Annotated in this window: 15 protein-coding genes and 1 riboswitch; of the genes, 2 read left to right on the forward strand and 13 right to left on the reverse strand. The window is 31.2% G+C overall.

The genetic code is table 11. The features are described 5' to 3' along the window. The first annotated feature begins 156 nt into the window (after window positions 1-156). Window positions 157-1,176, forward strand: a complete 1,020-nt coding sequence (locus KPL51_RS03040) for a hypothetical protein (protein ID WP_216157162.1) — start codon at window positions 157-159, stop codon at window positions 1,174-1,176. 25 nt (window positions 1,177-1,201) lie between these two features. Next, window positions 1,202-1,331: riboswitch (cyclic di-AMP (ydaO/yuaA leader) on the forward strand. A gap of 7 nt (window positions 1,332-1,338) precedes the next feature. Then, a complete protein-coding gene (locus KPL51_RS03045; RefSeq protein WP_216157420.1) occupies window positions 1,339-1,899 on the forward strand; it encodes a cell wall hydrolase in 561 nt (186 codons plus the stop codon). Window positions 1,900-1,962: 63 nt separating this feature from the next. Here the strand turns inward: KPL51_RS03045 and KPL51_RS03050 are convergent, their stop codons facing one another. From KPL51_RS03050 to KPL51_RS03110, 13 genes are all read right to left on the reverse strand, one after another. Beyond that, a complete protein-coding gene (locus tag KPL51_RS03050; protein ID WP_216157165.1) occupies window positions 1,963-2,832 on the reverse strand; it encodes an NAD(P)/FAD-dependent oxidoreductase in 870 nt (289 codons plus the stop codon). 97 nt (window positions 2,833-2,929) lie between these two features. Next, window positions 2,930-3,247: a thioredoxin gene (trxA, locus tag KPL51_RS03055; protein ID WP_216157168.1), complete on the reverse strand. Its 318-nt coding sequence runs from the start codon at window positions 3,245-3,247 to the stop codon at window positions 2,930-2,932. Between the two features lie 204 nt (window positions 3,248-3,451). Continuing rightward, entirely contained in the window at window positions 3,452-4,711 is a 1,260-nt protein-coding gene (locus tag KPL51_RS03060; RefSeq protein ID WP_216157171.1) for a tetratricopeptide repeat protein, read from the reverse strand. A 518-nt stretch (window positions 4,712-5,229) separates the two neighbouring features. After that, window positions 5,230-6,273 (reverse strand): DUF4652 domain-containing protein, encoded by a 1,044-nt coding sequence (locus tag KPL51_RS03065; RefSeq protein ID WP_216157423.1) that lies wholly within the window; start codon window positions 6,271-6,273, stop codon window positions 5,230-5,232. Beyond that, window positions 6,273-6,824 carry an RNA polymerase sigma factor gene (locus tag KPL51_RS03070; RefSeq protein WP_216157173.1) on the reverse strand — a complete coding sequence of 184 codons (552 nt, stop codon included), beginning with the start codon at window positions 6,822-6,824 and terminating at the stop codon, window positions 6,273-6,275. The genes KPL51_RS03065 and KPL51_RS03070 overlap by 1 nt, the downstream gene beginning before the upstream one ends. Before the next feature lie 562 nt (window positions 6,825-7,386). Continuing rightward, entirely contained in the window at window positions 7,387-8,274 is an 888-nt protein-coding gene (gene citG, locus KPL51_RS03075) for a triphosphoribosyl-dephospho-CoA synthase CitG (RefSeq protein WP_216157176.1), read from the reverse strand. Next, entirely contained in the window at window positions 8,264-8,776 is a 513-nt protein-coding gene (gene citX, locus KPL51_RS03080) for a citrate lyase holo-[acyl-carrier protein] synthase (RefSeq protein ID WP_224853628.1), read from the reverse strand. The genes citG and citX overlap by 11 nt, the downstream gene beginning before the upstream one ends. Window positions 8,777-8,782: 6 nt before the next feature. Further along, a complete protein-coding gene (citC, locus tag KPL51_RS03085) occupies window positions 8,783-9,826 on the reverse strand; it encodes a [citrate (pro-3S)-lyase] ligase (RefSeq protein WP_216157182.1) in 1,044 nt (347 codons plus the stop codon). 156 nt (window positions 9,827-9,982) lie between these two features. Then, the gene (gene citF / locus KPL51_RS03090; protein ID WP_216157185.1) at window positions 9,983-11,521 is read right to left on the reverse strand and encodes a citrate lyase subunit alpha; all 1,539 of its coding nucleotides are present in this window, start codon (window positions 11,519-11,521) and stop codon (window positions 9,983-9,985) included. A gap of 49 nt (window positions 11,522-11,570) precedes the next feature. Then, a complete protein-coding gene (locus tag KPL51_RS03095; RefSeq protein WP_216157188.1) occupies window positions 11,571-12,443 on the reverse strand; it encodes an HpcH/HpaI aldolase/citrate lyase family protein in 873 nt (290 codons plus the stop codon). Between the two features lie 12 nt (window positions 12,444-12,455). Continuing rightward, on the reverse strand, window positions 12,456-12,719 hold the full coding sequence (gene citD / locus KPL51_RS03100; protein ID WP_216157192.1) for a citrate lyase acyl carrier protein: 264 nt from the start codon (window positions 12,717-12,719) through the stop codon (window positions 12,456-12,458). Between the two features lie 32 nt (window positions 12,720-12,751). Further along, on the reverse strand, window positions 12,752-13,309 hold the full coding sequence (locus tag KPL51_RS03105; protein ID WP_216157195.1) for a Fe-S-containing hydro-lyase: 558 nt from the start codon (window positions 13,307-13,309) through the stop codon (window positions 12,752-12,754). Between the two features lie 20 nt (window positions 13,310-13,329). Further along, window positions 13,330-14,172 (reverse strand): fumarate hydratase, encoded by an 843-nt coding sequence (locus KPL51_RS03110; protein WP_216157198.1) that lies wholly within the window; start codon window positions 14,170-14,172, stop codon window positions 13,330-13,332. Window positions 14,173-14,254: the final 82 nt, after the last annotated feature.

Below are 14,254 nucleotides of genomic sequence, written 5' to 3' on the forward strand. Positions count from 1 at the left end.
CTTAAGTCACTATAATTAGTATGTAATATCATTAAAGACAAAGACTGTAATCCTCTAATTTGCTAAAATAAATTAGTTAGAATAATATGTATATTATGATAATATAAGAATATAAGCACATAATAGTATAAGACAAATAATAAGGGAGTGAATATTTTGAGTGAAGATAAAAATATTGTAAATACTAAAAGTGAAAAAACAACATTTAAAATTATACTTTTTCTATCGATTATAATTGCCTCTATAGGCATTTTTTTAGCTAGCTACTATTCATCAATATATAAGGTATATGACTCCTATGAAACCACCTTAGTAACTGATATTAACGGCATTAATGAAGTCAATAAAAATATAGCACAATTTAATAGTCTCCAAACCATAGATATTAAATATGCCAAAGACCAATTACCTAATATCATAAAAAATTTATCTACATTGAGATATGATTTATCAAATTCACAACCTACTTCAAAATATAGAGTGGACCATGAAAATCTAAAATCAGGCTTAGATAATAACATATTGATATATAGGCAAGCACTAGCAATTTTAAATAATCCTTCTGGGCCTGATGTAGCTGAGCTTAGTGCTAACCTTAAAACTTATAGAAATGATTGTATGAATTTTTACTCCTTATTAAATATTAAGAATATTAGAATAGACTTACCCCCAACCACTTTATCATTCATAGATAACGTTCTTAATTACAGTTATAAATCATTAATGATGAAAAAAGAAGACGATATTAAATCGCAGCAAAATAAAGAGTTCATCAGTAAAATTGATGATTTATCCAAGAACTTCTTAGATATTAAAATCAATTACTCCTCATATGTCCTTAAGGTAAGAAAAAAAAGTATGTCTTATGATGAACTTTTGTTATTGGTAGATAATAATTTTGCAAAGTTAAGTATGTTACAAACTGATTTTAAAAATTTGTCTATACCAGCTTCTACTCTTCCTACTTATCAAGCCTTCAGACCATTATTATATATGTATGAAAATTATTTAAGGGACTTTAAACTTGCTTTAATAAGCGAAAAAATACAAACCCTAAGTGCAGTAGTCTCTCCATCAGTATTAGATGCTTTATATGATTCTTCTAATGTAAAATTTGGTGAACTACAGAATTCCTATAATGGATTTGTTAAAGTCTTTACTCAATTGAAAAAATAGTGTATTATTTTTTCACTCTAGGAAATACTATTACAAGCCTAAGTAAAAATAAAAAAAACGCGGAGGAACCAAGCATTTGGGGTGAATCACTATTTGTGTAGGTTAAACCTTTTCCGAACCCGTCAGCTAACTCCGTAGGCAAAGGGAGAAGATAATATGAAAATGAAAAAACTAAGCTTTTTAAGTTGTATTCTAACGTTGTTTTTAGTATTACCCAGCTTATGCGTAAATGGAGAATCTCTATATTCACTAGGTTCAGATTCAGAGGTTGAAGATTTATATAATGAGAAAATAACAGCAATTGCAGTGTTTAATAAGACCAATGACTCTATTTATGTTACTGATCAAGACATTTATTTAATGTCTCAGGTTGTATATGCTGAGAGTTGTGGTGAATCTGACAGCGGCAAACTTGCAGTAGCATCCGTTATACTAAATCGCGCTAGAGATGGATCCTTTCCAAAATCTATTTCCGGTGTTATTAATCAAAAGAATGCATTTTCTTGTGTTAGAAGAGGGAAGGTAATTCACAATGGCAAAACGGATATTGTTCCAGATTCCGCTAGTTACACTGCTGTATTAAATGCATTAAAAGGTAAAGATCCTACTGGCAGGGCTGTTTTCTTTTACAATCCTGAAATATCCACTTCTAAGTGGATGAAGGATGTAAAAAAATCCAATATAAAAACTATAGGAAATCACGTTTTTTTCGTAGTTAAATGAAAAAAAATGTAGTGTGAAAATACACTACATTCTAGGTAGCTAACTAAAATTAGCTACCTGTTTTTATTTCTTCTCATTTGCCTTATCTAAATAGGTAACTGCACTTAATGAAGCTACCTGGCCCTCACCGGCAGCCTTCATATATTGATATGGCTTTCCAGTACAGTCCCCTGCAGCGTAACATCCCTCTATATTTGTCATCATATTCCTATCTACTTTTATATGGCCTTCTTCTATTTGAAGACCTGGTACTAATTGACTTGGCGATAAACTATCCCTTAGCATAAAAATTCCGTCTGTGATTATTTCGCCTTGAGCTAAAATAATTTTAGTTACCCTATCATCACCGACTATTTCCATTGGTTTACGGCTTATTATCTCTACATTAGGATTTAATTTATATTCCCCCTTATACATTGGAATATAATATGTTTTGCTACTTAACTCGCTTACGTAATTAGCTTCTTCTTCACTTTCTTTATTGTACCCAACTATAACAACTATTTTGCCTTTATATAATGGAGCATCACATGTAGCGCAGTAGCCTACACCCTTCCCTAAAAATTCTTCTTCTCCTTTTAATGGTTTTGCATATTCTATGCCTGTAGCTAAAATTATAGCTTTAGCCTCGTATATTTTCTCATTCACCATCAGTGCAAAATAATCTCCCATAGCATAAACATTATTTATTCTCTCTCTTACTATACCTATTCCCATAGCTGAAATATGAGCTGCAAACTGATTTTTAAGATCTTTCCCTGTAACGTTATAAAATCCTAAAAAATTATTTATCTTAGGTGCTTTTACTAATTTTGGGCTTAAATCCAAACTTCCGAAAATTATTATATTTTTATTTCTAATTTTTGCATTAATAGCTGCTTCAAGTCCAGCTGGACCCGTTCCAATTATAGCTATATCATATCTTTCTCCCATTATTCTCCTCCATTTTATCCTGTAATAGGTAAAATGGAGATATTTATTTAAATTATAAAAATTTAAATAATATATCTCCAAAATACTTCTGCTAATCTTATAAATTTCTTTGAATTATTTTTTTTATGTCCGCTTTAGGTCTAAATCCCACCATAGTTTCTTTTACTGTATCTTTACTAAATACCATAACTGTTGGAATACTTGCAATTCTATATTTTGATGATATCAATGGATTTTCATCTACATTTACTTTTGCAAATTTAACTTCTTTTCCCATTTCCTTTGCTAATTCTTCGATTACTGGACTTAGCATTTTACAAGGTCCACACCAAGGTGCCCAAAAATCAACTACAACTATGCTATCGGAATTCGTAATCTCCTCACCAAAATTTTTATCATTAATTTCTTTAATCATATTATTACCTCCAGTTTTATACCCCGTAAGGGTATATTCTATATTATTATTGTATACCTTATTATGCGACTAGTCAATAATATTTTAATCTAATATTTGTTAAAACTTGGTTTTTTTTAGATCTTTGAAAGTAAGAATTCCCCGTTTCATCATCTTACATAATAATATTAGTATACCCAAACAAAAATACAAAAATGCCTTTGACTATTTTAATATATTTTTAACTATAGTGTTATAGTATTGTGAGTTTGGAAATTGATCTACTAATTTTTCTGCATATCCCACCGCTTTGTTTTTATCCACATCTTTATTTATCAGGATTAAGTTATATAAAGCTTCCTCCGTATAGCTTCCCTTAGGAAATTGTTTTAAACAATTTTCGTAATATTTAATAGCTTTTTCAAAATCAGAACTAGATTTATAACTTACGGCTAACATATAGATGATATGTTCACTAAGATAATTATCTTTAGAATAAGGCAATGCATATAAAAAATATTTTTCTGCCTCCATAAAATTTTTATCTTCCATATACTTTATACCTTTTTCATAAAAATATACTATTCCATTATTTTTAATAATTTCTTCACCTTTTACCATAAGTAGTTTATCATTCATATCCAAATCAACCTTATTCCATTGATTCAAATATCCAACTATTTGCTCCATGTTATTATTCTTTATGCTTTCTGTTAATTGCTCCTTGGGGAATTTAGGTAAATCCGTGGTTTTATTTTCTATAGCTTTATTTTCTGCGGGTTTTTTTTCTACGGGTTTCTCTGTGCTCATATTCGTACTTTGCTCCACTAATTCAGTATTTTTTTCTACTTTTTTGATACCCGTTGTTGAAATATTTTTTAATTTATACATATATGTCTTACTTATTAATATCAATGATATAGCTACAAATATCCCAGCAGCTACTATAAATGTTTTCTTATAGTTTATTTCCCGCTTTAAGTTGCCATATTCTATTAATGTTTTTTTATTCATAATAGCTGCTGTATTCTTTTTATCGGTTTTTAAAACTTTCACTATATGAGGTAGTGCTTTATCATATTCTCCTTGTTTTATATAACAAAGGCTAATAAGGTTATTTACATTTATAAAATTAAAGTCGCTATCTTCACACTGCTCTAAAATTTCTAGAGCGCCAGATATATTAAAAGACTTTATTAATTCTAAGGAGCTAACATACAACTGTAGCTTTTCCTTATCACGTATGCTATCCTTAATATATTTTTTTGATATCTTATCATTATTTCTTTTATAATTTATGTTCCACATTTTTTTTGCATTTTCTAAATCGCCTTTTAAATAATATAAAATCCCCTTTAAGTTTAAAGCAGCAGCATTTGTAATATTTAAAGAAATACTTTTTTCACAAAGAGCTAATGCTTTGTCTATATATCCATCATTATATTTATTCATAGCCTTTACATAAGTCTTTCCTGATTTATCCATAGTTTCACCTTTAGTTTCCTATATTTATGAGTATTCTAATTATACCACTAGAAAAGTATATATTACTACAGATGCATCTCACTTTGCTGACTAATTCTAAATATCCCATGAAGGTTCGGCATGTAGGATGTTCTGATAGTAGAGCATTCGTTAACAGACTCTAAGTTTATTCCATGAAAAATTTCCTAACGCACTTATTGGACATCCTGTCTTAGAAGTTGTAGCATCCCGTCCTGGGCTGCTTACGGAAATTTTTCATTACATAAACTAAGACTCTATAAAACTCATTATATACTATCTTCCACATTCCTACATACTTTCACCTTCATGATTATAAATTGTCTTTTAACGAAACAGAAAAGTTGATTTATATAATTTCAAGTGAAAATGACCTAATGAATAAGCTAATTCAGTGATGTAAAATTCGAATGCTTCTTAAGTAATATATACTTTCCCTCCCATCTTTAAGTTTGAAAAACACAAAAAAGAATAAATTGCATACTTATTACTGCATAACCTTATTTTTTATCTTCACTTATAATTTGCATTTCTGCTGGTTTTTCTAATTGTGATACAGTCATCTTGCCAATGCCTTTATGAAAGGCATTATTGGTATCATCATTATAGAATATCAATTGGAATATTAAATCTTCTCCCACCTTTTCAAACTCCAGTATTTGTTGTTTTTTATCTTTTTCCTGATATAAGGTAGAAATCTCACCAGTACTAGCATTTAAACTATAAATTTCTGATCCATAGGCTACAGTGCCATATCCCAAACCAGCTACTATTATTAAATGCTCATTGTCCCACCATTCTACACTTCGTGGTGTAAATTGCCTATCATTATTTATAACTTCATATTTTACTATCTCATTGGTCTTTATATTTTTAATGTATAGTAAATGTATACCGAAATCTACGTCCTTTACTGGTCTTATATCTATAGCAGCAGAACTTTTCCCCTCTGTTGAGTTTTTCCACTTAAGATCATAATTAAATGATGGCAGTTTTGCGATTATGCTTTTTTTAAATTGCAATGTTACATTCTGTAGTGGTACACTCTTTGCTGCTACATTTCCCTCATCGGCTTTATCCATTGCTAAACTTTTTTTGGCACTACTCTCATTGCTTTCAGTAAGTTCTTTCTTGCTTGGTTTTTCCATATCTGTGCTTTTGGGGGAGGTTTCACCCTTATAGCTTACTCCAGGAAAACCCTTAAGCATAATTGGAATGAATACTATCATAGCTATAACAGCCACTGCATAAGATAAATATTTATTCTTATATCTTCTAAAATTGTATAATATTTTATTAGAAGTCCTTTTGCTATATCTATTTTTATCTATAGACTTAATTATACTAGCCCTTGATTTGTTAAAATCTATCCCATCTATTGATAAAATCATCCTAAAATCTGTATCAATTTTAACTTCTTCCTCATATAGCCTTCTACAGCTTTCGCATCCCTCCATGTGTTTTTCTAATGCAATTTTTAAATCATTAGAAGTGTTTCCTAGTACATAATCCTCTAATCTGTCTTTAAACATATTACAACTCATTATTTACACCCCTTTTCGTTTTGAGATATAAAAGTTTTAAAATTTTCTCTACTCCTATAGTATCTGCGTTTAACATTTGATTCTGTCATTTCTAAAATTTGTGACAAATCATAAAATGTCATGTCTTGCGAATATCTTATAGATAGTATTTGCCTGTCTACTTCATTTAAACAATTTAAATAAGATTCTATATTTTCTTTTGTTTCTTTGAATTCCGCTACCTGTTCTGGCGACATTTCTTTTGATGTAATATTTGGTATATCCTCTATGTTTGATTCGTACACCCTTTTATACTTTCTTATATAATCAATACATTTATTTTTAGAAATTTGCAGTAACCAATTTGAAAATTTATGAGTTTTATCATAAAGATAAAGTTTATTATAGACCGTAATAAACACTTCTTGAGTTATATCCTCTGAGGCTTCTTTATCCTTTATCATGTTGTAAATAAACCTTAAAACTGTAAGTTCATATTTATTAACTAATATATTAAAGCTATCAACATTTCCGTCTAATATGTTTTCAATTAAATTTAAATCTTCCTGCACTCTCATTCCCCCCTTAGGATGGATTTTCTTTCTACTTTATATACGTTTCAAACAAATAAAAGTGACAAGTGGGAAGTATATATTACTACAACTTCTGTTCGCTGCGCTGAGGAATTCTAAACAAATTTTAATGAAAGATGCTAAAATATGCAAACTCGCTAGCGCTCAAACATGCATATTTCTTAACGCATCTCCCAATTACTAGATCTTAAGGATTGAAATTTACGTAATATAGTGTTTTCTAAACAACTTTAACTAAGAAATTAAAATTTCTTAGTTAAAGGGGTATTTCATATTATGATGTTGATAATAATGAATATATTCAAGATGGTAGACTGGGAACTCCCCTATCCCATGCTTGCATAAGACTTGCTATTGATGATGTTAAATATATATATACTAGTATTCCATATAGAACAAGCATAACCAGCATTAGGAAATGGCTGGATATGCTTGTATAAAATATTGTATTATATTTAATTTATTTTTAATGAGGTTATCCACAATCTGAATTTTAAAACTAGTTTATCCACAAAAATAATGCACACTTGTTTATAAAGTATTAACCCATCCTGTGAGATTCTGCATTGTCGTTGAAATACCCCTCTACAGAATTAAAGAATACAGTTACGGCTAATATGTCTGCAGATCCCCCTGGGCTTATGTTTCCTTTTATAAATTCATGATCCAATTCTTCTATTGCTACTTTTCCTACCTCCGTGGACATTCCACCAAGTGTTATTATATGTTTTGCCTTTTTCTGTACTTGTTTTAGCATATCCATTGAATGCCTGTGAAGTACATTAGAATCCTCGCAATGCTGCATGATGCATATAAGAGTATGTATTAACCTATCATTTAATGTTAAAGTTTTATTTTCTTTATATACCGAGAGAGCATAATCAAATACAAGTGGTATGCCGCTTTCTACTTGACCTCTTATCCCCTGTACATTGTATTTTACAAACAATTTTTCGCCATAGCTTTTGGCTTTATCTTTATCCATATAGCATAGTTCATTCTGAACAAGCCCTTTAGTCATTTGCTTTATTATATTTTTAATTTCACTAAAATTAACTTTATCATACATTGCTTTTGCGACAGCTGCACAACTTATCCCTAAAAGAAAAATCATACCTTTATGAGTGTTGACACCTTTGGTACCCTTAAACATTTCACTCTCGGCTTCTATTCCTATATTTCTGATAGCCACAAATATTTCTTTGGGAGTTCTATTTGAGTATCCTTTCTGCGCAAATAACACCATGTACTTACTTAAGATAGATGTGCTTTTAATAAATAAGTAATGGTCCATATCTGCATGAGCTCCCTTGGATATAGATGACACTAGACCAGGCGATGGATATGAAGCCACTTCGCATAGCATTGCTTCAATTGCATAGGCTGCTATAATAAAAGCTTCTTTGGATATTAAATACTTATTTTCCATAAAATTTCTCCATATATTTTAAATATCTATTTTTGATAAATTCTTCAACTTCATCTAAGCTATGTTTTTTACTTCTTACACAAATATGGGCTATGTCATCGCAAATAAAGCATTTTCTCATGCCGAGTCCAAAATCTTCTCTACTAATACCCCTGCCATTTTCATCATATACATCTATATCCACACATCTTCCTAAAATATGTTTATCCTCTATATCAAGTGTAATTGATTTTATATCTCTTGCTGTTTTGTCTATCGCCATAATCACAATAGGGCCTTCCGCAGTAGTAGTCATTATTTTATAATTAATAGAATAAGAAAATAATTCACTAAGTATTTGCTCTATAATGACAGTTATTCCTTGTGAAATATCGTTGTCTTTATTTATTCCAGGATAGTTCACCCTTATAACCAGTATTGACATTTTGTATTTTTCTGATAGTTTTTCTTGAAACTCAACTCTTCTTTCTCTTTCCATCAATATATCTTCTGCTGTATACATATCATATTAATGCGGGGAATCACTAACTTTAATCCGCCCCATTATCTCCTTTCCTATCACAGTATTTAAAAATTCCCAGGTTGAATTAGGAACAAGCTGCTGAATATCCGATATTTTCCCTTCCACAATTAATTTTCTCACCTTTGAAGCACTAATAATATCATCCATAAAAGCTTTTCTTTTTACTTCTACAACTTCTACTCCAAAGGTAGGTAGAATATCTTTAAGTGCATCATTATAAGCATTTGTAACCTGACAATATGGTTCTTCTCCAATATATCTTTTAGTTATATTTAGAGTCTTACAAAAATATTTCCCAAAAATCGATGCATCTAAGGTAGTATAGGCCTTTAGTATTTCATCTTTTTTTCTTAGAAAATATGTTGGAAAGGTAGCCTCGGAAATGATGTATTCTCCGCCATTAATCACCTTAACATTATGCAAATGAGAAACACCTTCTTTAACCATATTATATCTATCAATAAAGGGGAATGAAGATTTATTTTCTTCAACTATAAATACCAGTACCTCTTCACTTTGCGATGCAGCCTCTTCTATTAAATACTTGTGCCCTAAAGTAAAGGGATTGCAATTCATAACTATCGCTGACTTCTTAGTAACTGTATCTATATTGTATTTCTCTTTTAATTGTTCTAGATATTTTACTATGTCATATATTCCACTTTCAAGGAGAGCTACATTTTCTATTTTATAGATTAATTCGTACCCAAGCGAGGTGAATATATCTATATTTGCTACCTTAGTAAATATAAAACTATGATAAATCCCTTCCTCAAATAACCTATCTGATACTGCTCCCATAAGAATCGCTGCTACACCAGTTCCTCTTAAATCCTCTGAGACCGCAAAACATTTAAACACATTTTTCGCCTTAGAGCAGGTTGCTTTAATCTCTTCATTTTGCCTTACAACTATAGTATAATCAACATTGTCATCAAGTAATAATTGAAAGGTTTGTAAAAAATCTCTTACTTCTTTTACTGCATCTTTGTCCAATAGATTGATTTTCTGGACTACAATTCCACACATAGAATTTCCTCCTTATTAAAGCTAATACCAAGACTATATTTAAATATATTATATGTTTATTATGTATAAAAAGGCAATATATTTAGTTTTACTAGAAAATAATAATATGAAATAAAATAAAGCTGGAAATTATTAATTCCAGCTTTATTTTATGTATTATAGAGGTTTTCTAACCACATCAATTACTGATCCATCTCTATATTCTATAACTGCAACTATTTCATCAGATAATTCAATAGCTTTTGGTTTACCTGTCATTTTTTCAGCTATTGCTTTAAGTTCTTCAATCGTCATTATAGGAAGATTAGTTTTCTTTAATTTTTCAATTATATCTGTCCTTCTCGGATTAACTGCTATTCCTCTTTCTGTTACAATAACATCAATACTTTCACCTGGAGTTGTTACTGTAGTTACACTGTCAACTATAATTGGAAGTCTTGCCTTCATTAATTGCGTAACAATTATTGTAAGTCTCGCTCCTGCTGCTGTGTCACTATGGCCTCCAGAGCCACCCATAATAGCACCATCTGAACCAGTGGTTACATTAACATTAAAGTTTGTGTCTATTTCTGTAGCACCTAAGATAACTATGTCTAGATTGTTTACAACCGCGCCTTTGTTATCTGGGTTTCCGTACATAGAAGCAGACATTCTCTGATGCTTATGTGAACTTACATAAGACTGAATTGCTTGTAAATCAAAACACTGTACATCAAATAATGATTTAAACAATCCTTCTTTAAACATATCTACAAGATATCCAGTTATTCCACCTGATGCAAAGCTTCCAACTATTTCATTTTCTTTCATGTATTTTTTAAGCTGCGCAGCTACAGCTAGTGAAGTTCCGCCTGCACCTGTTTGAAATGACATTTCGTTCTTAACAAGACCGGTGGCCACCATAACCTGGTTAGCCATTTTAGCTATTTTAAGTCCCACTGGGTCGTTAGTAATTTTTGTAGTCCCTGATACTATTCCAGCTGGATCACCAATAGAATCTACCTGTACAACATAATCTACATATATCTGGCTGATTTCAATAGGGCAAGCTGGATATGGTACTAAATTATCCGTTATTGCTACTACCTTGTCTGCACACTCAGCATCTGCTACTGCATAACCTAGAGCACCACATGCTGATTTTCCATATAATCCATTAACGTTTCCATAAGTATCTACTGTGGGTGCTGCAATGAATGCTACATCTATATGCAGCTCTCCACTTTCTATTGCTCTAGCACGTCCACCATGGGTATGCATTATTACTGGAGTTTTTAATATACCTCTAGAAATTTCTTGAGCTATTGGCCCAGACATATAGTTAGTCACTATTTTAGTAATTACACCATTTTTTATGTGCTCAATTAAAGGCACATTGTTTGGGAATAGTGAACTTGCAGCCAGTGTAAGATTTTTTATTCCTCTGCTAGCAATTGCAGCAACTACTAAATTAAGTACATGATCGCCATTTCTTAAATGATGATGAAATGAAATTGTCATGCCATCTTTTAACTCTACCTTGTCTAAAACTTCTTCTATATTGCTTAAAACTTTTTTGTCATTTGGAGTTACGCAGTTTAATTTAATTTCTTTTTTCACCTTAATACCAGCATGTTTAAATGCCCCTTCAAAAGGAATTACTTTTCCGTAACCTTCTATATATTCAGGTATTTCTCTACCTAATACATTTTTCATTATTATCACCTCAATTAACTAATACACAAAAGTAGCTTCTAATAAGTTTTTAGATAAGACCTAAAATCCTTGCTAGTTCTACTGTGTTTTTAGCTCTATTTATAACTGGAGCATCTACCATTTTACCATCTAGAGAAAATACTCCTTTTCCTTCACTTTCTGCTTCTTCCATAGTCTCGAGTACTCTTTGGGCATGTTTTATTTCCTTTAAACTTGGAGCATATACAGAATGAATAGTATCAATATGTTTTGGACTTATTGCAGCTTTTCCTGTAAATCCTAAACTTTTAGCTTTTCTAGTGTCTATGGCTAATCCATCAAAATCATTGGTATCTGTAAATGGAGTATCTATAGAATCCACCTTCATTGCCCTGCATGCAACAGCCACTTTATTTCTTGCATAGAAAATTTCTTCCCCTGGTTTAGTTCTCACAATACCCAAATCTGAAGTTAAATCTTCTCCTCCAAGTAAAATCGCTACTATTCTGTCACAAGATTTTATTATGCTATAAACATTTTCAAGACCATAGGCTGTTTCTACTAAAGGAATTAATTTTATACTTTTTGCATCAAAGCCTTCTTCACTTTCAATCTTTGTAAGTATTTTGTCTATAGCTATAAGTTCTTCTTCTGTAGCTTTTGGTATCATTAGTGTATCTGGTTTAACCCTTGCTATTACATCAATATCTTTTTTTGCAAATTCCGTAGTAAATGGATTTACCCTTACTACTACTTCTACATTTCCATAATCTACATTTTTTATTGCTTCACTTACCAAAATTCTAGCACTGTCTTTTTCTGTTAGACTTACAGCATCCTCTAAATCTAATATAATTGAGTCTGCACCTAATATACCTGCATTCTGAAGCATTCCTGGATTATTACCCGGCATAAAAAGCATAGTTCTTCTCAACCTTTTCATATTAATCACCTCTTACTCCGCTCTTTTTGTAGCAGTTTCTATTCTAGCTTTTATTGTATAATTTAATGCACCTTTATCTTGAGCATTTACTATAATACTCTCTACTCCTAATTCCTTAAGAGTATTACGTATTACTTTTTCTATTTCTTCACCAAACTGTTTCATAACAATACTTTGAAGATTAATTTCAATACCACCCTTAGGGCTAGGCATAATCATTACATATATATCGTTAGATTCCATTGTTCCTGCTTTGGCTGGTTTGTTTATTTCCATGGTATCACCTCTCGCTTTACTTTAAGTTATATTTATTTTACACTTTCTAAATAAGCATTTTGACCTTGTTCATACAGATTATTACCTAGACTATCGATTACTACGACTATAGGTAAATCCTCTACTTCAAGTCTTCTTATAGCTTCAGAGCCTAAATCCTCATAAGTTACTATTTCTGCCTTTTTTACACATTTGCCTATTAAAGCTCCCGTACCACCAATAGCTGCAAAATATACAGCACCATTTTTAATCATGGAATCTACAACTTCTTGTGATCTAAGTCCTTTACCTATCATTCCTTTTAAACCTTTATCTAAAAGTTGTGGTGCATAAGCATCCATTCTATAACTAGTAGTTGGACCTGCTGATCCTAATGCATTTCCAGGTTTTGCAGGAGTTGGTCCTACATAATATATAACTGCATCTTTAACATCTATTGGGAGTTTTTCTCCCTTATCTATAAGATCTACTAGTCTTTTATGAGCTGCATCTCTAGCTGTATATATTACACCAGATAGCAGTACACTATCTCCTACTTTTAAATCTTTAATTTTATCTTCTGTAAGTGGCGTAGTTATTCTTTTCTCCATAATATTCTCCTCCCTTATCCTTAAAATTCTGCACTAGCATGTCTTGCAGCATGACAGTTTATATTTACTGCCACTGGTAGACCTGCTATGTGGGTTGGATAAGTTTCAATATTAACAGCTAAAGCAGTAGTTCTTCCCCCAAAACCTTGAGGTCCTATACCTAGCTTATTTATTTCCTCTTTAAGCTCTTTTTCAAGATCTTCATAGTATGGATTTGAATTTGCTTGGTCAGTAGGTCTAACTGCTGCTTTTTTAGCAAGATTTGCTGCCTTGTCAAAAGTTCCGCCTATACCTATTCCCACCACTATAGGTGGACATGGATTAGGACCAGCTTCTTTTACTACTTTTATGATAAATTCCTTAACTCCCTGAAGTCCATCTGAAGGTTTGAGCATTTTAATTTGACTCATGTTTTCTGACCCAAAACCCTTTGGAGCTACAGTTATTTTTAATTTATCTCCTGGCACTATATCATAATATATAACTGCTGGAGTGTTATCTTTTGTATTTACTCTTTTAATTGGATCACTAACTACTGATTTTCTTAAAAATCCCTCTTCATAACCCTGCGCTACACCTTTGTTGATAGCATCATAAAGTCCGCCACCTATTATATGAACCTCTTGGCCTAGCTCTATGAATACACAAGTCATACCTGTATCTTGACACATTGGCATTTTTTCATTTTTAGCTATATCTGCATTTATTATAATCTTATCTAAAATACCTTTTGCTATATCCCAAGTTTCCTTTTCTTTAGCCTTTTTTAATTGATCTCTCATATCATCAGAAAGGTAGTAATTAGCATCTATACATAATTTTTTTATAGTTTTTGTTATTTCAGCTACATTTATTTCTTTCATCGCTCGGCTCCTTTTTAAGTAAATATTTCAATATGGGAAAAGGCAGTTTATATAAACCGCCTACCTAAGTAACTTTCCCAAA

The organism is Clostridium bowmanii, assembly GCF_018861315.1.
GTDB lineage: Bacteria > Bacillota > Clostridia > Clostridiales > Clostridiaceae > Clostridium_AD > Clostridium_AD bowmanii.